This window comes from Pseudomonas sp. GW821-FHT09C08, assembly GCF_059418125.1.
The window spans coordinates 568,663-587,047 of record NZ_JBWKPG010000004.1 but is presented as its reverse complement, the minus strand read 5'-3'; the positions used below and the strand labels follow the sequence as shown (position 1 = coordinate 587,047).

General features: G+C 61.7%; 21 protein-coding genes. 11 read left to right on the top strand and 10 right to left on the bottom strand.

Annotation, left to right across the window (positions count from 1 at the left end; genetic code table 11):
• The first annotated feature begins 211 nt into the window (after positions 1-211).
• Positions 212-490 carry a DUF3509 domain-containing protein gene (locus AC07OJ_RS17325; protein ID WP_003172952.1) on the top strand — a complete coding sequence of 93 codons (279 nt, stop codon included), beginning with the start codon at positions 212-214 and terminating at the stop codon, positions 488-490.
• A 59-nt stretch (positions 491-549) separates the two neighbouring features.
• Here AC07OJ_RS17325 and AC07OJ_RS17320 read toward each other — a convergent pair whose 3' ends face one another.
• From AC07OJ_RS17320 to aroC, 4 genes are all read right to left on the bottom strand, one after another.
• Positions 550-813 (bottom strand): response regulator transcription factor, encoded by a 264-nt coding sequence (locus tag AC07OJ_RS17320; RefSeq protein ID WP_065903357.1) that lies wholly within the window; start codon positions 811-813, stop codon positions 550-552.
• Between the two features lie 211 nt (positions 814-1,024).
• Positions 1,025-1,555 carry an acireductone dioxygenase gene (locus AC07OJ_RS17315; RefSeq protein WP_315419977.1) on the bottom strand — a complete coding sequence of 177 codons (531 nt, stop codon included), beginning with the start codon at positions 1,553-1,555 and terminating at the stop codon, positions 1,025-1,027.
• A complete protein-coding gene (locus tag AC07OJ_RS17310; RefSeq protein ID WP_120449291.1) occupies positions 1,552-2,715 on the bottom strand; it encodes an MFS transporter in 1,164 nt (387 codons plus the stop codon). The genes AC07OJ_RS17315 and AC07OJ_RS17310 overlap by 4 nt, the downstream gene beginning before the upstream one ends.
• Before the next feature lie 73 nt (positions 2,716-2,788).
• Entirely contained in the window at positions 2,789-3,880 is a 1,092-nt protein-coding gene (aroC, locus tag AC07OJ_RS17305) for a chorismate synthase (RefSeq protein WP_106803068.1), read from the bottom strand.
• Between the two features lie 143 nt (positions 3,881-4,023).
• Here aroC and AC07OJ_RS17300 point away from each other — a divergent pair, with 143 nt between their 5' ends.
• Positions 4,024-4,986 (top strand): alpha/beta hydrolase, encoded by a 963-nt coding sequence (locus tag AC07OJ_RS17300; protein ID WP_065903365.1) that lies wholly within the window; start codon positions 4,024-4,026, stop codon positions 4,984-4,986.
• Between the two features lie 99 nt (positions 4,987-5,085).
• Complete coding sequence (locus tag AC07OJ_RS17295; protein ID WP_065903367.1) at positions 5,086-5,892, top strand: hypothetical protein; 807 nt, start codon at positions 5,086-5,088, stop codon at positions 5,890-5,892.
• A gap of 83 nt (positions 5,893-5,975) precedes the next feature.
• Here AC07OJ_RS17295 and prmB read toward each other — a convergent pair whose 3' ends face one another.
• Complete coding sequence (prmB, locus tag AC07OJ_RS17290) at positions 5,976-6,884, bottom strand: 50S ribosomal protein L3 N(5)-glutamine methyltransferase (protein WP_065903369.1); 909 nt, start codon at positions 6,882-6,884, stop codon at positions 5,976-5,978.
• 240 nt (positions 6,885-7,124) lie between these two features.
• On the opposite strand from prmB, the gene AC07OJ_RS17285 reads away from it, so the two are divergent.
• From AC07OJ_RS17285 to AC07OJ_RS17265, 5 genes are all read left to right on the top strand, one after another.
• The gene (locus AC07OJ_RS17285) at positions 7,125-7,715 is read left to right on the top strand and encodes a cysteine hydrolase family protein (RefSeq protein WP_065903371.1); all 591 of its coding nucleotides are present in this window, start codon (positions 7,125-7,127) and stop codon (positions 7,713-7,715) included.
• A 142-nt stretch (positions 7,716-7,857) separates the two neighbouring features.
• On the top strand, positions 7,858-8,178 hold the full coding sequence (locus AC07OJ_RS17280; RefSeq protein ID WP_120449294.1) for a hypothetical protein: 321 nt from the start codon (positions 7,858-7,860) through the stop codon (positions 8,176-8,178).
• A 75-nt stretch (positions 8,179-8,253) separates the two neighbouring features.
• The gene (locus AC07OJ_RS17275; protein ID WP_057721413.1) at positions 8,254-8,811 is read left to right on the top strand and encodes a Smr/MutS family protein; all 558 of its coding nucleotides are present in this window, start codon (positions 8,254-8,256) and stop codon (positions 8,809-8,811) included.
• A gap of 78 nt (positions 8,812-8,889) precedes the next feature.
• Positions 8,890-9,435, top strand: coding sequence for a GTP cyclohydrolase I FolE (folE, locus tag AC07OJ_RS17270; RefSeq protein WP_003442011.1), 546 nt, complete (start codon positions 8,890-8,892; stop codon positions 9,433-9,435).
• 101 nt (positions 9,436-9,536) lie between these two features.
• Positions 9,537-9,908, top strand: a complete 372-nt coding sequence (locus AC07OJ_RS17265; RefSeq protein WP_065903382.1) for a glutathione S-transferase N-terminal domain-containing protein — start codon at positions 9,537-9,539, stop codon at positions 9,906-9,908.
• Between the two features lie 112 nt (positions 9,909-10,020).
• Here AC07OJ_RS17265 and AC07OJ_RS17260 read toward each other — a convergent pair whose 3' ends face one another.
• The 3 genes from AC07OJ_RS17260 to AC07OJ_RS17250 are packed head-to-tail and all read right to left on the bottom strand — an operon-like array spanning position 10,021 to position 12,951.
• Positions 10,021-10,335 carry an AtuA-related protein gene (locus AC07OJ_RS17260; protein ID WP_106803065.1) on the bottom strand — a complete coding sequence of 105 codons (315 nt, stop codon included), beginning with the start codon at positions 10,333-10,335 and terminating at the stop codon, positions 10,021-10,023.
• Positions 10,332-11,657 (bottom strand): acyclic terpene utilization AtuA family protein, encoded by a 1,326-nt coding sequence (locus AC07OJ_RS17255; RefSeq protein ID WP_495094858.1) that lies wholly within the window; start codon positions 11,655-11,657, stop codon positions 10,332-10,334. The genes AC07OJ_RS17260 and AC07OJ_RS17255 overlap by 4 nt, the downstream gene beginning before the upstream one ends.
• Position 11,658: 1 nt before the next feature.
• Positions 11,659-12,951 carry a CitMHS family transporter gene (locus AC07OJ_RS17250; protein ID WP_262132059.1) on the bottom strand — a complete coding sequence of 431 codons (1,293 nt, stop codon included), beginning with the start codon at positions 12,949-12,951 and terminating at the stop codon, positions 11,659-11,661.
• A gap of 130 nt (positions 12,952-13,081) precedes the next feature.
• On the opposite strand from AC07OJ_RS17250, the gene AC07OJ_RS17245 reads away from it, so the two are divergent.
• Complete coding sequence (locus tag AC07OJ_RS17245; RefSeq protein WP_065903398.1) at positions 13,082-13,969, top strand: LysR family transcriptional regulator; 888 nt, start codon at positions 13,082-13,084, stop codon at positions 13,967-13,969.
• Positions 13,970-14,006: 37 nt separating this feature from the next.
• Here AC07OJ_RS17245 and AC07OJ_RS17240 read toward each other — a convergent pair whose 3' ends face one another.
• A complete protein-coding gene (locus tag AC07OJ_RS17240) occupies positions 14,007-14,609 on the bottom strand; it encodes a glutathione S-transferase family protein (RefSeq protein ID WP_213554578.1) in 603 nt (200 codons plus the stop codon).
• Between the two features lie 10 nt (positions 14,610-14,619).
• A complete protein-coding gene (locus AC07OJ_RS17235) occupies positions 14,620-15,786 on the bottom strand; it encodes an aminotransferase-like domain-containing protein (protein WP_120449298.1) in 1,167 nt (388 codons plus the stop codon).
• Positions 15,787-15,867: 81 nt separating this feature from the next.
• Between AC07OJ_RS17235 and AC07OJ_RS17230 the strand changes: the two genes are divergently transcribed.
• Together AC07OJ_RS17230 and AC07OJ_RS17225 are read left to right on the top strand one after the other, a co-directional pair.
• Positions 15,868-16,302 carry a MarR family winged helix-turn-helix transcriptional regulator gene (locus AC07OJ_RS17230; RefSeq protein WP_065903407.1) on the top strand — a complete coding sequence of 145 codons (435 nt, stop codon included), beginning with the start codon at positions 15,868-15,870 and terminating at the stop codon, positions 16,300-16,302.
• Positions 16,303-17,037: 735 nt separating this feature from the next.
• The gene (locus AC07OJ_RS17225) at positions 17,038-18,384 is read left to right on the top strand and encodes an NCS2 family permease (RefSeq protein WP_065903410.1); all 1,347 of its coding nucleotides are present in this window, start codon (positions 17,038-17,040) and stop codon (positions 18,382-18,384) included.
• Position 18,385 lies beyond the last annotated feature (1 nt).

Below are 18,385 nucleotides of genomic sequence, written 5' to 3'. Positions count from 1 at the left end.
CTTTATGGATAACGGCACGCGCAATTCGCCGGGTTGAGCAGCGCAAAATGCAGGATGCATGATGGCCATTCATGCAAATTGCACGAAAACGAAAAATCTCTTTTTTTATAAGCCACTGATTTACAACGATATTTTTAAAATGCGGTAGCTGGCACAATCACTGCACCTATCACTCCATGCTTGCCAACTTGAGCCAACGGAGCTGATAGACATGAGCCTGATCCAAGATAAATTCGCTTCAGTATTCTCCAACTACGACGTCACCACCCAGCCACGTCCCGACGGCGGCATCCTGTTGACCCTGCGCAACAGCGAAGGCAAACAGGTCAAGCGTTCGATTTCCTACCAGCAGCTGCACACCGCCGATCAACTCACCTGGGTGATCAGCGCCATTCGCCGCGACCTGGCCGAACAAGCCAGTGAGTTGCCGCAGATCTCGATGCTGCAGAGCCAGAACCGTTTTGCCCTGCCGACTTACCATTCGGCCTGAGCAAGCAACCAAAAAAAGGGCCGCAATGCCGTTGAGCATTGCGGCCCTTTTTCATGGATTCAGCACAGGCCTCGTCGCGCAGCCTCGTTCATCGCCTGCACGCGGTTGGTGACCTCCAACTTGCCGTAGATATTGCGCAAGTGGAATTTCACCGTGGCTTCGGACGTATTGCGTATCTGGCTGATCTCCCAGACCGTCTTGCCTTCCGCGGCCCAGCGCAGGATCTCCAACTCGGTGGGGGTCAAGGGCTTGCCGGACAAGCTCAGCCGCCGCCTGACGGCATCGGGCACGCAGTACGGTGACGATTCCTCTGTGCCTATCATTAAGTTCTCTCCCTTTTATTGGCGGACGCCCTGTCAGCATTCGGATTCCTCCTATTGACAGGTGATATAAACATCGATGCCGCAGAGAGTTACATAACGAATGGTATTAAGGCGTAGGGCCCGCAACAAACAGCCGGGCCTTACAGGAATTTAAGTTTCTTCCCACAGCAACTAACAACTCATCGGGGTTGATGTTTGTAATTCGCCGCAATCAGTCGTCCAATCCGGGGAAACGTCGAGCGATCTCATCTCCCGTGAACGCGGGTACCTGGCCTTGAGCGTTATTGAACAGCCGCAGCGTGACCAGATGCGGGTTCTCGCCAATATCAAACCAGTGTGCAATACCCGCCGGGATCACCAGCAGGTCATGCTTTTCGCAACGTATGGCGTACACATAGTCGCCAATGTGCAGGGTGTACAAGCCTTGGCCGGCGATAAAGAAGCGCACTTCATCGTCACTGTAACGGCGCTCATCGAGGAACTGCGCGCGCAGTGAGTCTTTTTGCGGGTGGTCGCCGGTGACGCTGAACACGTCCACGCGCTCGTAGCCCAGGGCGTCGATCTGCGCCTGGTACGCCGCGATCATTTGCGCGTCGCTGGCCCCCTGCTCGATCGGCGCGGGCTGCCAGCGCTCGAACCGCACACCGTGCTCGGCGAGGGTCGCGGCGATGTCGTCGGCATGGGTCAGGACCTTGTTCGGGGTATCCGGTGAAGTGACGGGGTAGACGGCGACATAGCTCATTGAGGGTTTCCTTGGTTCTGCTCTTGCAATCGAAGACCGATGATAACGGCGGCGGCCAGGGCCGCGACGCTGGCGATGCTGAAAGTCAGGGTCGGCCCCAACAGGTTCCAACTGTAGCCGGAATACAGCGCGCCCAACGCGCCGCCGGTACCCGCCAGCGCGGCATACAGCGCCTGGCCCTGGCCTTGTTGTCTAGCGCCGAAGCTGCGTTGCACAAAGGCGATGGCCGCCGCGTGAAAGCTGCCGAAAGTCGCGGCGTGCATGACCTGCGCCAGCAGCAGCACCCAGAAGTACTCGGCAAACGATCCCAGCAGCAACCAGCGCAGGGCCGCCAGCAGAAAACTGGCCAGCAGCACCCGGCGCAGCGAAAAACGCGTGAGGATGCGGCTCATGCCGAGGAACATCAGCACCTCCGCCACCACTCCCAGCGCCCACAGCATGCCGATCGTGCCACGGCTGTAGCCCAAGTGTTCCAGGTGCAGGGTGAGGAAGGTGTAGTACGGGCCGTGGCTCATTTGCATCAGCGCCACGCAGGCATAAAACGCCAGTACCCCAGGGCTGCGTAACTGCTTGAGGAACCCCTCCCCGGCCAGGCGATTGCCGTGGCTGGCGGGTTGCGCATTCGGCACCCACAGGCTGGCACCGATGATGCCGGCCATGATCACCACGACGACTACCGGGTAGATGTCCAGGCTCAGCCAGTCGAACAGACGGCCCATGATCACCACGGTGAGGATAAAACCGATGGAGCCCCACAGGCGGATCTGGCTGTAGCGCGAGGTCTGTTTTTGCAGGTGCGCCAGGGTGATCACCTCAAACTGCGGCAGCACCGCGTGCCAGAAGAACGCATGCAGTGCCATCACCAGGGCCAGCCAGGCGTAGGTGTGGCTGACGAAGATCAGCGAAAAACTCGCCAACGTACACACCGCGCCAAAGCGCACGATGGCCAGGCGCCGACCGGTGTAGTCGCCGAGCCAACCCCACAGGTTGGGTGCCACGCAGCGCATCAGCATGGGGATGGCCACCAGCTCGCCGATGCGCGCGCTGGAGAACCCCAGATGATCGAAATACAGCGCCAGGAACGGCGCCGTCGCCCCGAGCAGGGCGAAGTAGAACAGGTAGAAGCTGGAGAGGCGCCAGTACGGGAGGGCTGGGGTCATTACCGGGGCTGCATCGCCGCCCGGCAAGAACAAGCGCCCTTGCCACGGCAAGCTCGCTCACCCCTACAGGCGGTCACAGCTGGCCCAGCACCGGGGTGGTCACCTGTACATCAGCGTTTTGCCCACGGTTGCGCAGCAGGTGGTCCATCAGCACGATGGCCATCATCGCCTCGGCAATCGGCGTGGCGCGAATGCCGACACATGGGTCGTGGCGGCCCTTGGTGATCACATCCACCGGGTTGCCGTGCACATCGATCGAACGGCCCGGCGTGGTGATGCTTGACGTGGCCTTGAGCGCCAGGTGCGCAACGATTGGCTGCCCGGAGGAAATACCACCGAGGATGCCGCCGGCGTTGTTGCTGAGGAAGCCTTCCGGGGTCAGCTCATCACGGTGCTCGGTGCCGCGCTGCGACACGCAGGCAAAACCGGCGCCGATTTCCACGCCTTTCACCGCGTTGATGCTCATCAACGCGTGGGCCAGCTCGGCATCGAGGCGGTCGAAGATCGGCTCGCCCAGGCCCGGCTTGACGCCTTCGGCGACCACCGTGATCTTGGCGCCGACGGAATCCTGGTCGCGGCGCAACTGGTCCATATAGGCCTCCAGCTCCGGCACCTTGTCCGGGTCGGGGCTGAAGAAGGCGTTGTCTTCGACGCTGTCCCAGGTCTTGAACGGAATCTCGATCGGGCCCAGTTGGCTCATGTAGCCACGAATGACGATGCCCTGGGTCGCCAGGTATTTCTTCGCGATCGCGCCGGCGGCCACGCGCATGGCGGTTTCGCGGGCCGAGCTGCGGCCACCGCCACGGTAGTCGCGCTCGCCGTATTTGTGATGGTAGGTGTAGTCGGCGTGAGCCGGGCGGAACAGGTCCTTGATCGCCGAGTAGTCCTTGGACTTCTGGTCGGTGTTGCGAATCAGCAGGCCGATGGCGCAGCCGGTGGTGCGGCCTTCGAACACGCCGGAGAGGATCTCGACTTCGTCGGGCTCCTGGCGCTGGGTGGTGTGGCGGCTGGTGCCGGGCTTGCGGCGGTCGAGGTCACGCTGCAAGTCTTCCAGGGACAGCTCGAGGCCAGGCGGGCAGCCGTCGACAATGGCGACCAACGCCGGGCCATGGCTTTCGCCCGCGGTGGTGACAGTGAACAGCTTGCCGAAGGTATTGCCGGACATGCAGAGCGCTCCGTGAAATCAGTTGAATCAAGTCAACCGTAATAACTTAAGGCGGCCAGTATACGCAGGCTAACTCACTAGTTCATCCTCGAAACCTTACCGGTAGACGTTGGTCCAACCGGCACCTTCCCAATGATGGCGCGATGATGCTGCGAGTTCTGCTTTTGACCCTCACCCTGTTTTCCAGCCTTGGCTTCGCCGCCTCCCCTGTCGTCCTGCAACGGCCCATCAGCCTGGACACCGGCAGCGGCGAGCTGTTTGGCTCGCTCCTGTTGCCCAAATCCGACAAGCCGGTACCGGTGGTGTTGATCATCGCCGGCTCCGGTCCCACCGACCGCAACGGCAACAGTGCCGACGGCGCACGCAACGACAGCCTCAAGCGCCTGGCCTGGGTGCTGGCGCGGCACAACATCGCCAGCGTGCGCTACGACAAGCGCGGTGTGGCCGCGAGCCTGGCCGCCACCCCGGATGAACGCAACCTGACCCTGGATGCCTATGTGGCGGACGCCGTGGCCTGGGGCAAGCAGCTCAAGGCCGATGAACGCATGGGCCCGCTGATCCTGCTGGGCCACAGTGAAGGCGCATTGGTGGCTGCCCTGGCGGCACCGCAACTGGACCCGGCCGGGGTGATCTCGCTGTCCGGCAGCGCGCGGCCGGTCGACCAGGTGATTCGCCAGCAACTGGCCGACCACTTGCCACCTGCCCTGTTGCTGCGCAGCAATGAAATCCTTGATCACCTCAAGGCCGGCCAGGTGGATGCCGATGTGCCTGGCCCGCTGGAGGGTATTTTCCGTCCCAGCGTGCAGCCGTATCTGATCAGCCTGTTCCGCGCCGACCCGTCGGCGGCCTTCGCCAAGCTGAACATGCCGGCGCTGATCATCCAGGGCACCAACGACATCCAGGTTGGCGTCGACGATGCCCGCCAACTGAAAAACGCCAAGCCCGACGCGCAATTGACGGTGATCGAAGGCATGAACCACGTCATGCGCATCGTGCCGAATGACGTAAAGCAGCAATTGGCCTCCTACAATGACCCGCAACTGCCGCTCGCCGCCGAGTTGGGCAGCCGCCTGGTGCGCTTTATCGACGGACTTCAACCCCGTTAAGCGACAATTTGCCTCCAGTCCTGCAGAAACCGGCCGATAAGCCCTGAGTCGACAGCAAAAAGACTGTCGACTCGCTGGGCTTGGACAGGATCGCGCCGCATGACAACCACTGAAGCAACACCGGAACCAATCGCCGACACCCCGGCTGAAAAAACCGAGGCCGTCGACGCTGCGCCCCTGCCGTGGGCGGATGTTCAGGCCGAGCATTTCAAGATGCTGCGCCTGGCGCCGCTGGCCACCGACCGCGCCACAGGCGTGCGGCCATTGCGGTTCGTGCAGTTCGGCTATGCCGAGCGCCACGACAAACGCCACAGCCTGTTGCGCATGGTCATCCAGCTGCCGGGGCAGCGCGTGCGCCGTGAGCAGAACCATCTGGATATCTGGGTCGACCATGACACGCACCGCGTGCACTTCGGCCCGGGCAACAGCCTGGAAATCGAACCGGCCAACCGTGGCATCGGTCGCTTCCTGGTGGCCCAAGGCGCCGCCTGGGCGAAAAAGAAGTGGTCGCACTACCGCGTCGACGGCGTCGACCTGGCCAACAAGGACGCCCTCAACGAATCCACGCGCCTGCGCCGCGATCACTTCCTGCGCATCCAGGGGTTTGATGTGGCTTACGCCGATGTGCAGCACCTCAAGGGCAACGTGCAGCCGGGCAAGGTCAGCGACGTGCTCGACAGCTGGAACACCGAGAAAGTGCAGTTCGTGGAAATTCTCGAAGCCGCGCAGATGCTGCAACAGGCCGAGCAGAACCTGGCGGAGCAGGAAGTGAAGCTGCGCAAGGAAGAAGAAAAGGTCACCAAGTTCAAGCGCGAAGACAGCGGCTTGCGCTTCACGATTACTTGCCTGGTGGCGTTTACCGTGTTTCAGGCGGGGTTGTTGATCTGGATTGCCACTCACCGGTAATGCAACTGTAGGCGCCCGGTTTGCCGGCGATGGTGGCCTCAAGAGAGCCATCGCCGGCACGCCGGGCGCCTACAGGGCGTGCTTCACACCCGAGCGGCAAAGACCGCTTGATGCTGGCGGCACTGCTCGGCCGTCAACATGAACACCCCGTGGCCACCGCGCTGGAACTCCAGCCAGGCGAAGTCCACTTCCGGATACAGCGCCTCGACGTGCACCTGGCTGTTGCCCACTTCGACAATCAACAAGCCCTTCTCGGTCAGGTGGTCTGCCGCTTCGGCCAGCATGCGCCGCACCAGGTTCAAGCCATCATCGCCACAGGCCAGGCCCAGCTCCGGTTCGTGCTGGTATTCGTCCGGCATGTCGGCGAAGTCTTCGGCATCCACATACGGTGGGTTCGACACGATCAGGTCGAAGCGCTGGCCCGGAAGGCCGTCGAAGCCGTCGCCCTGCACGGTGTAGACGCGCTCGTCGACACCATGGCGCTCGATGTTCTGGTTCGCCACCTCAAGCGCTTCGAAGGACAAGTCGCCCAGCACTACTTCGGCGTCCTGGAACTCGTAGGCACAGGCAATGCCGATGCAACCGGAGCCGGTGCACAGGTCGAGGATGCGCGCCGGTGGCTGGGCCAGCCAGGGTTCGAAGCGGTTTTCGATCAGTTCGCCAATCGGTGAACGCGGGATCAGCACGCGCTCGTCGACGATAAACGACATACCGCAGAACCAGGCCTCTTTCAGCAGGTAGGCGGTAGGCACGCGCTCGTGGATGCGTCGATGCAGCAAGCGCTGCACGTGGGAGATTTCCTCTTCTTCCAGATTGCAATCCAGGTAGCTGTCGGCGATTTCCCACGGCAGGTGCAAGGCGCCGAGCACCAATTGCCGGGCTTCGTCCCAGGCGTTGTCGGTGCCATGGCCAAAAAACAGGTCTTCCCCATGGAAACGGCTGACAGCCCAACGGATGTGGTCGCGCAAGGTGCGCAGGCGGGAAGTGATCACGGGGGCAGACTCCTGGAAAAAACGACTGGCGATTCTAACAGCCTTCGCCTGTACCGACGATGTACGAAAAGCCCAGGCCATACGTCGGATTTCATCCAAATTGCCATCATTCGGTTAAACAAGCCGCCCACTTGACATGGCTGCACGTCAACAACGGCGTACCTTACGATGGTAGCGATTCACAGAACCGCTCAGCCAGTGGACAATGTCACAAAAGCCCCACTCACAGGAGCCCCCAGAATGTCCGTTCCAAAGACGATGTTTCAACTCAGCGGTCGTGGTTATGCGGCAGCCAACCTTGGCCATGCGACCCTCGTGATCATCGATGCCCAGAAGGAATACCTCAGCGGCCCGCTCGCCCTCTCGGGCATGGACGCGGCGGTCGCCAACATCCAGCAACTGGCCGCTGCCGCGCGCAACGCCGGGCGCCCGATCGTGCATGTGCGTCACCTGGGCACCGTTGGCGGCCTGTTCGACCCGCAAGGCGAGCGCGGCGAATTCATCCCCGGCCTGGAACCTGTCGGCGACGAGACCATCATCGGCAAACTGCTGCCCAGCGCGTTCCACGGCACCGGCCTGGAAAAACACCTGCAGGACCTTGGCTCCCTGGACCTGATCGTCTGCGGTTTCATGAGCCACTCCAGCGTCAGCACCACCGTGCGCGCCGCCAAGAACCTGGGCTTTCGCTGCACCCTGGTGGAAGACGCCTGTGCGACACGCGACCTGCCCTACAAGGGCGGCATCCTCAGCGCCGAGCACGTGCAACAGACCGAAATGGCCATCATGGCCGACAACTTCGCGACCCTCGCGTTGACCAAAGATCTGATCTGATCGACCCATGGGATGAGCGGCGCGGCGTGTTTTATGTCCCGCTCATCTGCAAATGCCTGTCATTTGCTGCAATTACCTCGGGTACAGGAACAACCTGTGTATCTTCCGGTCGAAGGGCCGATACCCTGGAGGAAAGGTCGGAATGAAGATATCCGATGGTTTTGATGCTCGTCGCTTGCGCCCCAAGGGCCCGAGCAACTGGCGTCTGCGCCTGGTGGCCGGCATTGCCGCGCTGCTGGCGATTGTTGGTGTGCTGCTGGCGGGTGCGGGTGCCGCTGGTTTATTCGGTCACTCGCCGGCCCTTGGCGAACTGAATGCCAGCCCCGGTGGCTCGGCGATCTTGGCGGTCGTTGGCCTGCTGGTGCTGTGGCTGGGCGTCTGGCTGTGGCGTCGCAGCCGTCGGAAGATGCGTCAGCCGTTGTCGCTGAACATCGCTTCACACCTGATGAAAAAGCACGACTGATGGCGCTTGGATAGCGTTTCCTGCGCCCTGGCCGCCGCGATTTAGGTAAACTGCCCGCCCTTCGCGGAGGCTGACATGCAAGACGACGATTTTTCCCTGTTCAAAAACGAGCTGCGCGGCGTCAAGCCGATCAAGCACGACCGCGCCGACACCGGCAAACCCAAGGCCGACCGGGCGCAGATCGCCAAACTGCGCCAGGCTGCAACCGTGCGCACCGACGCCACCACCGTGGATGGCCTGTCGGACCAGTTCGTGATCGATGTCGGCCCCGAAGACGAACTCATGTGGGCCCGCGACGGCGTGCAGGAAAGCCAGATGCGCAAGCTCAAGGCCGGCCAGATCCCGTTCGAAGGCAGCCTCGACCTGCACGGCATGACCGTGGAAAAAGCCCGCGAAACCCTGTGGGCCTTCCTCGCCGAAGCCACCAAATTTGAAATCCGCTGCGTGCGCGTCACCCACGGCAAGGCTGTGCGACTGGACGGCAAGCGTCCGATGATCAAAAGCCACGTCAACACCTGGCTGCGCCAGCACACCCAGGTACTCGGCTTCACCTCCTGCCAGGCCCGCCACGGCGGCGCGGGGGCGGTGTATGTGATGCTCAAGCGCACCATGATGGAAGGGCGTGACGAGTAACAAGTGCCATCGTCAGGCTTGCAGCGATGTGCCCGCCACCGTAACCTTGCGCTTTGCGAAAATCCCACAGGTAGTTTCATGTCCCTGGAACAGAATTACACCGCGATCCTCGGCCAACTCGGCGAGGACGTTTCCCGCGAGGGCCTGCTCGACACGCCAAAGCGTGCCGCCAAGGCGATGCAGTACCTTTGCCGCGGCTATGAACAGACCCTGGAAGAAGTCACCAACGGTGCCTTGTTCAGCTCTGACAACAGCGAAATGGTGCTGGTCAAGGACATCGAGTTGTATTCGTTGTGCGAACACCACCTGCTGCCGTTTATCGGCAAGGCGCACGTTGCCTACATCCCGAGCGGCAAAGTGCTGGGCCTGTCGAAGGTCGCGCGGATTGTCGACATGTATGCGCGCCGCCTGCAGATCCAGGAAAACCTCAGCCGCCAGATCGCCGATGCGGTGATGCAAGTGACGGGTGCCCTGGGCGTGGCCGTCGTGATCGAGGCCAAGCACATGTGCATGATGATGCGCGGTGTCGAGAAACAGAATTCCTCGATGATCACCTCGGTGATGCTGGGTGAGTTCCGCGAAAACGCGGCCACCCGCAGCGAATTCCTCAGCCTGATCAAGTAATCGTCTGAGTAGGAAAAAACCGGCGTTCATCGCCGGTTTTTTTTCGCCTGCAGAAATCAGGTAAGCTGCGGCCCCTTCTTCATGGGCAAGAGGTTTCAGCCATGTTCGTCAAAGCACTTCGAGTGGGCCTCGGCCACGTCATCATCGCGGGCGACTTCCTTACCCGTCCGCGTAAAAAGCAGCGCCCCGCCGAACAACAGGCACAGGTCAACGAAGCGGCCAAGGGCCTGACTCTGTATCAATTCCACGCCTGCCCGTTCTGTGTGAAGACTCGCCGCACCCTGCACCGCCTGAATGTGCCGGTGGCGCTCAAGGATGCGAAAAACAACGAGCAGGACCGCCAGACCCTGCTGGAGCAAGGTGGCAAGATCAAAGTGCCGTGCCTGCGCATCGAAGAAAACGGCCAGACCACTTGGATGTATGACTCCAAGGTCATCATCGACTACCTGGACAAGCGCTTCGCCGCGGTCTGACAAACACTGAAGATCGAATGTGGGAGCGGGCTTGCTCGCGAAAGCGGCGGATCAGTCAATTAATCTATCGACTGACAAAGCGCATTCGCGAGCAAGCCCGCACACATTGAGTTCAGATTACCAAGTCAACATCCAGCAGCGCCGAGCCCAGGCATTTGCCATGGGCATCCAGCGCCAGGGAGCGGGTCACGCCACCGCGCAGAATCCCCGGCAAGACGAAGTTCAGCGCCTGGACAGTGGGCAATTCATAACGCCGCACCGGCGCAGCACCCGGTTCCAGCAGGCCGGCAAAGAACTCGGTCACGCGTTCGGCCGTGAGCTGTTCACACAGCAACGGGTAATCCTCGGCGCGATAAGCAATGATCGAGATGTTCGAGGTGTCGCCCTTGTCCCCGGTCCGGGAGTGGGCCAGCGTGTGCAGTTTCATGCTTCGATCCTCGGGTTGACCGCGCTTCGCGGCAGCAGTAATGACGCCACCGCCACCACCTGGCGCACGCTTTTACTGGCACCGCCGCCGCCGGAGGGGCCGTTGGTGTAGAGGGTTTCCACTTCATTGCCGATCCGTACCGCTTCGCCACGCTCCTCGCATCGAGCCGCGACGCGCAAGCGCACTTCCCAAGGCTCGACACTGCTGCGCGGGCCGTGGAGCGAGTCCATGCCGATCAGCTCGGCGCGCACGTCCTGCATCTTCACGCCGGTTAACGCCAGACGCTTGAGTACGACATCCCGCGCCAATTGAGCCCGTGCGACGGCGCCGGGGCCGCCGTAGGACATCTGCCCTTCGCCGATCCAGCCATCCAGATAGCCCACGCTGACCTTCAACTGTTCAGGTCGCGCGCGACCCGCGGCGCCCTGGGCGCGCACACGATCAACCGCTTCCTCGACAAAACCCACCTGGGAAAAATCGGCGGTCACATCAGGGGTCAAATACGCCGCTGGATCATGCACTTCATAAATCAGTTGCTCGGTGCAGGTCGCACGGCTGACCCGTCCACCGGAGCCTGCAACCTTGGTGATCAGCGCTTCGCCCTCGGCATCGATCTCGGCCAAGGGGAATCCCAGGCGCGCCAGGTCATCCACATCCTTGAAGCCCGGGTCGGCAAAATAGCCGCCACTGACTTGCCCGGCGCATTCGAGCAAATGTCCAACTAAAGTGCCGCGACCCAAGCGCTGCCAGTCATCCGCGGCCCAGCCGAACTCGAACATCTGCGGCGCGAGGAACAGCGAGGGGTCGGCGACACGTCCGGTAATTACCACATCGGCGTCGGCGCGCAGGGCTTCAAGGATGCCCTCCACGCCCAGGTAGGCATTGGCGGAAATCAGCCGTTCGCCGAGTGAACCGACGGTCTGGCCGTTATCCAGCACTTGCTCGGGCTGCAACGCAGCCAAGACATCGTCGCCCACCACCGCGACCACCTTGAGGCGCAGGCCCAGCTCGCTGGCGATGCGCCGCACTTCAATCGCCGCCGACACCGGGTTGGCCGCGCCCATGTTGGTGATTACCCGCAGGCGGCGACGCCCGGCGCCCTCCCCCACAAACGGCAACACGCGGCGCATGCGCTCACTGAGCAGCGGGTCATAGCCGCCGTCGGGATCCGTGATCCGCGCCTGTTGCGCCAGGGCAATCGTGCGTTCGGCCAGGCATTCGAAGACCAGGTAATCCAGATCGCCCTGTTCAGCCAGTTCCACGGCAGGTTCGATACGGTCGCCGGAATAACCGGCACCGGAACCGATGCGCAAGGTTTTCATCTCAAATCACTCCCAGGAGCAACGCAGTCAGGGTCATCAACACCGACGCGGCAAACAGAAAAGGAATGGTGAAGCGCTGGTGATCGGCCAATTCGATCTTGCACAGGCCCACCAACAGGAAGGTCGCGGGGGTCAGCGGGCTGACCGGGAAACCGGTGGTGTGCACGCCCAGCAGCGAGGCCTGGGCCACCTGCAACGGGTCGACACCGAGGGCCTTGCCGACTTCGGCGATCACCGGCATCACGCCGAAATAATACGAATCGGGGTCGAACAGCATGCTCAACGGCATGGAAATAAAGCCCACCACCGCCGGGATCAACTTGCCGTGGCCGGCCGGAATCTGCGCCACCGCCACTTCGGCAATCGCCTTGAGCATGCCGGTGCCTTGCATGATGCCGGTGAACACCCCGGCGGCGAGCAGGATACTGGCCATGGTCAGCGCGGTTTTCGCATGGGCGTCGATGCGGGCGCGCTGGGCGTCCACATTCGGGTAGTTGATGCACAGGGCCACCACGGTGCCGAGCATGAACATCACCACCGGGTCGACCCAGCCGGCGATCATCACCACCATCACCAACACAGTCAGCACCAGGTTGACCCAGAACAGCCGAGGCCGGCGCAGCTGGATGTCGGCGTCGCTGAGCACCCGTTGCGGCACGGCATCCACGCTGGAACCGGCGCCCAGGCCCAGGCGTTTTTCCTCGCGGCGGCCGAGCCACCAGGCGCAGGCGAAGACGAAGACCAGGCCGACGATCTGCACCGGGATCAGCGGCTGGAACAGGTCAGCCACCGGCACATGCAGTGCCGCCGAGGAGCGCAGCACCGGGCCGGTCCACGGCAGGAAGTTGACCCCGGCGGCCATCGCGCAGACACAGGCAAGGATACGTTTATCAATGCCCAGCCGCGTATACAGCGGCAGCATCGCCGGCACTGTCACCAGAAAGGTCACCGCGCCGGAACCGTCGAGGTGCACCAACAGGGCCAGGGTCGCGGTACCGACGACAATCCTTGTAGGACGCGTCCCTACCGTGCGCAGGATGCGATCAATGATGGGGTCGAGCATGCCGGCATCGGTCATGATCCCGAAAAACAGGATCGCGAACACAAACATGCCCACCACGGGGGCAACGTTCTTGATACCGGTAATGATGAAGGCGCTGGTTTGCAGGCCGAACCCACCGAGCAACGCGGCGATGATCGGCAAGGCGATCAGGGCCACCAGCGGCGAGAGACGTTTGCTCATGACGGCAGCGAGCAGGCACAGGATGGTGATGACACCCAGGGTAGCGAGCATGGGTTACTCCAGAGCGGCCTTTGCGGCCGGTTATTGTTTTCCCCCGAGTATTGGAATCACGTTACCCTTTGTAAATTGGAATGTTCAGCGAGTCATGTTCGTAAAAACAAAACGCTCGAGAAAAACAACAATGAAAAATTCGATCCAGCATATCCAGGCGTTCCTCGCGGTGGCCCGTACCGGGAGTTTCACCAAGGCGGCCAACGAACTGCACCTGTCACCTTCGGCGCTAACCGTGCAAGTCCAGCAATTGGAGGATTGGCTGGGCGTTGCCCTGCTCGACCGCAGCCCGCGCCATGTGAGCATCACGGCCGCCGGCCAGGACGCGCGCGGGCCCATGGAAAAACTGCTGCTGGACCTGGACAACATTGTCACCGGTTCCCGCGACCTGGCCGCCTTGCGTCGCGGCGTCGTCACCATCGCCGCCCTGCCCTCGGTCTGCGCCGGCACCCTGCCCCCGGCCTTACGGCTGTTTCGCGAACGCTTTGGCGGCATCGAAGTGCGCCTGCACGACCTGGTGGCCCACCGCATTCATGCCCAGGTACGTGCAGGCGAGGTCGATTTCGGCATTGGTGTACGCGCACGGCTCAGTCACGGCCTGGCGTTTGTGCCGGTGCTCAATGATCGACTGTGCGCCTTCGTGCCGCTGGACCATCCCCTCACCCGCCATCGCCAGCTGACCCTGGAGCAACTGGCCGACCAGCCGATCATCCTCACCGGGCGTGACAGCAGTGTGCGTGAGCAAGTGGATGCGTTGTTTGATGAGACGCAGCTGACGATGAACGCAGGCATGGAGGCCAACTATATGTCCACGGTCCTTGCCTTGGTGCGCCAGGGGCTGGGCATCAGTGTGCTGCCGGAGTCGGCGGCGGACAGTTTGGCAGGCTTGAAGCGCATCAACATCGATCATCCCGGCGTGAACCGGGAGATCGGGCTGATCAGCCGCAGCGGCATGAGCCTGAGCCCGGCGGCGCAGCGCTGTTTTGACCTGCTCAAGGCCCAGATGCCCTCCTTGTAGGAGCCCGGCTTGCCGGGCGCCTACAGATTGAGGGCGTTCAGTCGAGCATCGCGATGTGCTTGGGGTGGCTGGCCACACGCGCCAACCACGCCTGCACGCCCGGATACGCATCCAGGTCAAAACCACCTTCCCGGGCCACGTGGGTATAGGCATACAAGGCCACGTCCGCGATGGAGAACTGGTCGCCCACCAGGTACGGCGTCAGTTGCAGCTGGCGTTCCATGACCTTGAGGGCTTTGTAACCGCCCTTGTGCAGCTTCTTGTATTCCTCGAGGCGCTCCTGCGGCAGCCCCAGGTAAAACTGGATGAACCGCGCCACCGCGATGTACGGCTCGTGGCTGTACTGTTCGAAGAACTGCCACTGCAACACCTGCGTGCGCAGGCGCGGCTCGGTGGGCAGGAATTCGCTGCCATCGGCGAGGAAATTCAGGATCGCGTTGGATTCCCACAGGCAGGTGCCGTCTTCGAGCTCCAGCACCGGGATCTTGCCGTTGGGGTTCTTTGCCAGGAATTCGGCGGTCTGCGTGTCACCCCTGAGGATGTCCACATCCACCCATTGGTACGGGATGCCCAGCAGGTTGAGCATCAATTTGACCTTGTAGCAGTTGCCCGACTTGTAATCGCCATAAACCTTGTACATGGGGCTCCCCTTATGCCGCTTGCGCGTGCTGTGCTTGACGGACCACTGCGGCCAGGCGCTTGAGACCTTCGTCCAGACGGGACGGGTCGATATGGCTGAAATTGAGTCGCAGTGAGCCCAGGTGCTGGTCCGGCTCGGAAAAGAACGGTTCACCGGGCATGAACGCGACGTCCTGATCGAGCGCAGGAGCCAACAAGGTGCGGGTGTCGAGCGGCTGTTTCAAGGTCAGCCAGAAGAATAATCCACCCTGGGGCACTTGCCAGTCGGCCAGCTCGCCGAAGTGACGCAGCAATGCCGCCTGGAAGGCATCGCGGCGCTCGCGGTAAAAGCTGCGCAATTGCACCAGGTGCTGCTGGTATTTCTGCGTGCCGATCCACTGCATCGCCTGCCACTGGCCGACGCGGTTGGTGTGCAGGTCCGCCGACTGCTTGAGCTTGAGCAAGTGCGGGAACAGGTCCGGGCTGGCGATCAGGTAACCGACGCGCAGTCCCGGCAGCAAGGTTTTGGAAACCGTGCCGGTGTAGATCCAACTGGCTTTGTTCAGGCGGCCGACGATGGGCTTGGCGCTGCCACCGTCGAAGGTCAGTTCGCGGTAGGGTTCGTCTTCGATCAGGGTGACGCCGAATTCATCGAGCAACGCGGCGACAGCCTCGCGCTTGGCCTCGCTGTAGCGCACGGCGGACGGGTTCTGGAACGTCGGAATCAGGTAGATGAACGCCGGGCGATGACGTTCAAGGTTGGCGCGCAAGCTGGCCAGGTCGGGGCCGTCTGCTTCCAGCTGCACGGTGAGGCAATCGGCGCCGAATAGTTGGAAGATCTGCAACGCGGCCAGGTAGGTCGGGCCTTCCAACAGGATTTTCGTGCCCTTGTCGATATACAACTTCGCCGCCAGGTCGAGGGTTTGCTGCGAGCCGCTGACCACCAGTACCTGGCTCGCCTGGCACGGCACCCCCAGGGCGCGCGCCTCGGCCGCCAGCAACTCGCGCAATTGCGGCTCGCCCTCGCTCATGCCGTATTGGCCGATGTTCAGCGGCATGCCCTCCCACTGCAAGGCCGGCAACATGGCCTCGGCCGGCAGGCCACCGGCGAACGACATCACTTGCGGGCGCTGGGCTGCCGCGAGGATTTCACGGATCAAGGAGCTTTTGAGGCGCGTAACACGTTCAGAGAAGGCCATAAGGTCACCGGTAGCAAAGCCTGTGGGAAATACGTCAAACTGGTTGACCGAAATTACGACAGCTTGAATGGATACGTCAACATGCTTGACCTTAAAAACCAGGGCAGCCAGCAAGAGGCGATGCAAGCGTTCTTCTTCGGCTACCAGGCGTTCACTGCCAAAGCCGATGAAATGCTCGAACGCCGCGGCCTGAGCCGGGTGCACCAGCGCATCGTATTTTTTATCGCGCGCTACCCGGCCTTGAGCGTGAAGGAGTTGCTGGAACTGCTCGGCGTGAGCAAGCAGGCGCTGAACATGCCGTTGCGCCAATTGCAGGAAATGCACCTGGTCAACAGCGTTGCGGCGCAGACCGACAAGCGCAAACGCCTGCTGGAACTGACAGAGGAAGGTATGCGGTTCGAGCAATCACTGCGGCGTGAGCAGGTGAAACTGTTGCAACGCGCGTTCAGTGAAGCCGGGGAGGAAGCCGTGGCGGGCTGGTTGGCGGTGAATCAGGCCCTTGCCGGGCAGCCGTGATTGCTTTGTAGATGTGCTTGTGGCTGTGGCTGGACTTGTGGCAACAACTGGATAGGTGGTTGTGGCAAGGGCTTGTGGCAACAACTGGATCTGTGGCTGTGGCAAGGGCTTGGGGCAACAACTGGATCTGGGGCTGTGGCACTGACTTGTGGCGAGCGGGCTTGCCCCGCGTTGGGGTGCGAAGCAGCCCCAATTCAGTCACTGCATTCTTACAGACAGAACCTGCCAGCAGGTTTTGGGGCTGCTGCGCACCCCAACGCGGGGCAAGCCCGCTCACCACAATTAAGTCCAGTTCACCCCAATAAGCACCAGTTCATCCCAATAAGGCCAGTTCACCCCAATAAGGCCAGTTCACCCCAACAAGCCCAGTTCACCCAACAAGTCCAGTTCACCCCAATAAGGCCAGTTCACCCCAGCAAGTCCAGTTCATCCCAATAAGCCCAGTTCACCCCAATAAACCCAGTTCCCCCCCAACAAGCCCGATCACTCCAACAAACCCAGCTCACCAAAAAACGCGGCTCCCCCCTATCCAGACACCACACCCGTGGCCTTCCATCGACTTTCGCCCCAACAATCGAAAACATTATTTGCTTTATTTGTATACAAAAGCATAATTCGCTTCGTGCGAGTTCCTGACCTATTGGTCAACAAAACCCGCCAGTACCTCAAAGCGCTGCTGCCCACTGTCGTGACCGGCGCTGGAAATAACAATAAAACTCTTGAGGAGTACTCGCTGTGGAAAGCCGCAAATCCGAAGCCCCAACGCTGGATCTTTTACCTGCACGCAGTGGCTGGCTGGAACGCCTGTTCAAACTGCGCCTGCATGGCACCACAGTGAAGACCGAACTGATCGCCGGCCTCACCACGTTCATCACCATGGCCTACATCATCTTCGTCAACCCCAACATCATGGCCGACGCCGGCATCGATCATGGCGCGGCGTTTGTCGCCACGTGCATCGCCGCGGCGCTGGGTTGTCTGTTGATGGGCCTGTACGCCAACTGGCCGGTAGGCCTGGCGCCGGGCATGGGCCTGAACGCGTTTTTCACCTACACCGTGGTCGGCACCATGGGCTATCACTGGGAAACCGCGCTGGGTGCGGTGTTCATTTCCGGCGTGTTGTTCATGGGCCTCACGCTCTCCCGGATCCGCGAGTGGCTGCTCAACAGCATTCCGGTCAGCCTGCGCCACGCCATGGGCGCGGGTGTCGGTCTGTTCCTCGGGGTGATCGGCCTGAAAACCGCCGGGATCATCGTCGACAGCCCGGCCACGCTGATCAAGCTCGGCTCGCTGCATGAGCCGGCGCCGCTGCTGGCGGCGGTGTGTTTCCTGCTGATCGCGATCCTCAGCTATCACCGCGTATTCGGCGCGATCCTCATCAGCATCATCGCCGTGACCCTGGCCGGCTGGGGCCTGGGCCTGGTGCATTACAACGGGATCCTTTCCACCCCACCAAGCCTGGCACCGACCTGGATGGCCATGGATGTGAAAGGTGTGTTCAATGTGAGCATGATAAGTGTGGTATTTGCCTTTCTTTTTGTGCACATGTTCGATACCGCCGGTACACTGATGGGCGTTGCGCAACGCGCCGGGCTGGTCAATGCCGACGGCAGGATCGATAACCTGTCCCGCGCCCTCAAGGCTGACAGTGCCTCCAGTGTGTTCGGCGCCATGGTCGGTGTACCGCCGGTGACCAGCTACGTGGAAAGCGCTGCCGGTGTTGCCGCCGGTGGCCGTACCGGGTTGACGGCGGTCACGGTCGGCGTGCTGTTCGTGGCGGCGATGTTTTTCGCGCCGCTGGCGGGCATGATCCCGGCCTACGCCACGGCGGGTGCGCTGATTTACGTGGCGATGCTGATGATGGCGAGCATGGCCCATATCAATTGGGATGAAGCCACCGACAGCATCCCGGCCATCGTGACCGCGATCATGATGCCGCTGACCTTCTCGGTCGCCGACGGGATCGCCCTGGGCTTTATCACCTATGTGGCGCTCAAGGCCGGCACCGGCAAGTACCGCGAGATCTCCGTGAGCCTGTGGGTGCTGTGCGCGATCTTTATCGCCAAGTTCGTCTTTCTATAAA

Bases quoted from the DNA above. Each gene is read 5' to 3' on its own strand.
- AC07OJ_RS17255 (WP_495094858.1), bottom strand. From the start codon at position 11,657: ATGAAAACCTTGCGCATCGGTTCCGGTGCCGGTTATTCCGGCGACCGT.
- AC07OJ_RS17285 (WP_065903371.1), top strand. From the start codon at position 7,125: ATGTCCGTTCCAAAGACGATGTTTCAACTCAGCGGTCGTGGTTATGCG.
- AC07OJ_RS17230 (WP_065903407.1), top strand. From the start codon at position 15,868: ATGCTTGACCTTAAAAACCAGGGCAGCCAGCAAGAGGCGATGCAAGCG.
- AC07OJ_RS17295 (WP_065903367.1), top strand. From the start codon at position 5,086: ATGACAACCACTGAAGCAACACCGGAACCAATCGCCGACACCCCGGCT.
- AC07OJ_RS17245 (WP_065903398.1), top strand. From the start codon at position 13,082: ATGAAAAATTCGATCCAGCATATCCAGGCGTTCCTCGCGGTGGCCCGT.
- AC07OJ_RS17325 (WP_003172952.1), top strand. From the start codon at position 212: ATGAGCCTGATCCAAGATAAATTCGCTTCAGTATTCTCCAACTACGAC.
- AC07OJ_RS17260 (WP_106803065.1), bottom strand. From the start codon at position 10,335: ATGAAACTGCACACGCTGGCCCACTCCCGGACCGGGGACAAGGGCGAC.
- AC07OJ_RS17275 (WP_057721413.1), top strand. From the start codon at position 8,254: ATGCAAGACGACGATTTTTCCCTGTTCAAAAACGAGCTGCGCGGCGTC.
- AC07OJ_RS17300 (WP_065903365.1), top strand. From the start codon at position 4,024: ATGATGCTGCGAGTTCTGCTTTTGACCCTCACCCTGTTTTCCAGCCTT.
- AC07OJ_RS17250 (WP_262132059.1), bottom strand. From the start codon at position 12,951: ATGCTCGCTACCCTGGGTGTCATCACCATCCTGTGCCTGCTCGCTGCC.
- AC07OJ_RS17235 (WP_120449298.1), bottom strand. From the start codon at position 15,786: ATGGCCTTCTCTGAACGTGTTACGCGCCTCAAAAGCTCCTTGATCCGT.
- AC07OJ_RS17315 (WP_315419977.1), bottom strand. From the start codon at position 1,555: ATGAGCTATGTCGCCGTCTACCCCGTCACTTCACCGGATACCCCGAAC.
- AC07OJ_RS17265 (WP_065903382.1), top strand. From the start codon at position 9,537: ATGTTCGTCAAAGCACTTCGAGTGGGCCTCGGCCACGTCATCATCGCG.
- AC07OJ_RS17240 (WP_213554578.1), bottom strand. From the start codon at position 14,609: ATGTACAAGGTTTATGGCGATTACAAGTCGGGCAACTGCTACAAGGTC.
- aroC (WP_106803068.1), bottom strand. From the start codon at position 3,880: ATGTCCGGCAATACCTTCGGCAAGCTGTTCACTGTCACCACCGCGGGC.
- AC07OJ_RS17310 (WP_120449291.1), bottom strand. From the start codon at position 2,715: ATGACCCCAGCCCTCCCGTACTGGCGCCTCTCCAGCTTCTACCTGTTC.
- AC07OJ_RS17320 (WP_065903357.1), bottom strand. From the start codon at position 813: ATGATAGGCACAGAGGAATCGTCACCGTACTGCGTGCCCGATGCCGTC.
- AC07OJ_RS17280 (WP_120449294.1), top strand. From the start codon at position 7,858: ATGAAGATATCCGATGGTTTTGATGCTCGTCGCTTGCGCCCCAAGGGC.
- folE (WP_003442011.1), top strand. From the start codon at position 8,890: ATGTCCCTGGAACAGAATTACACCGCGATCCTCGGCCAACTCGGCGAG.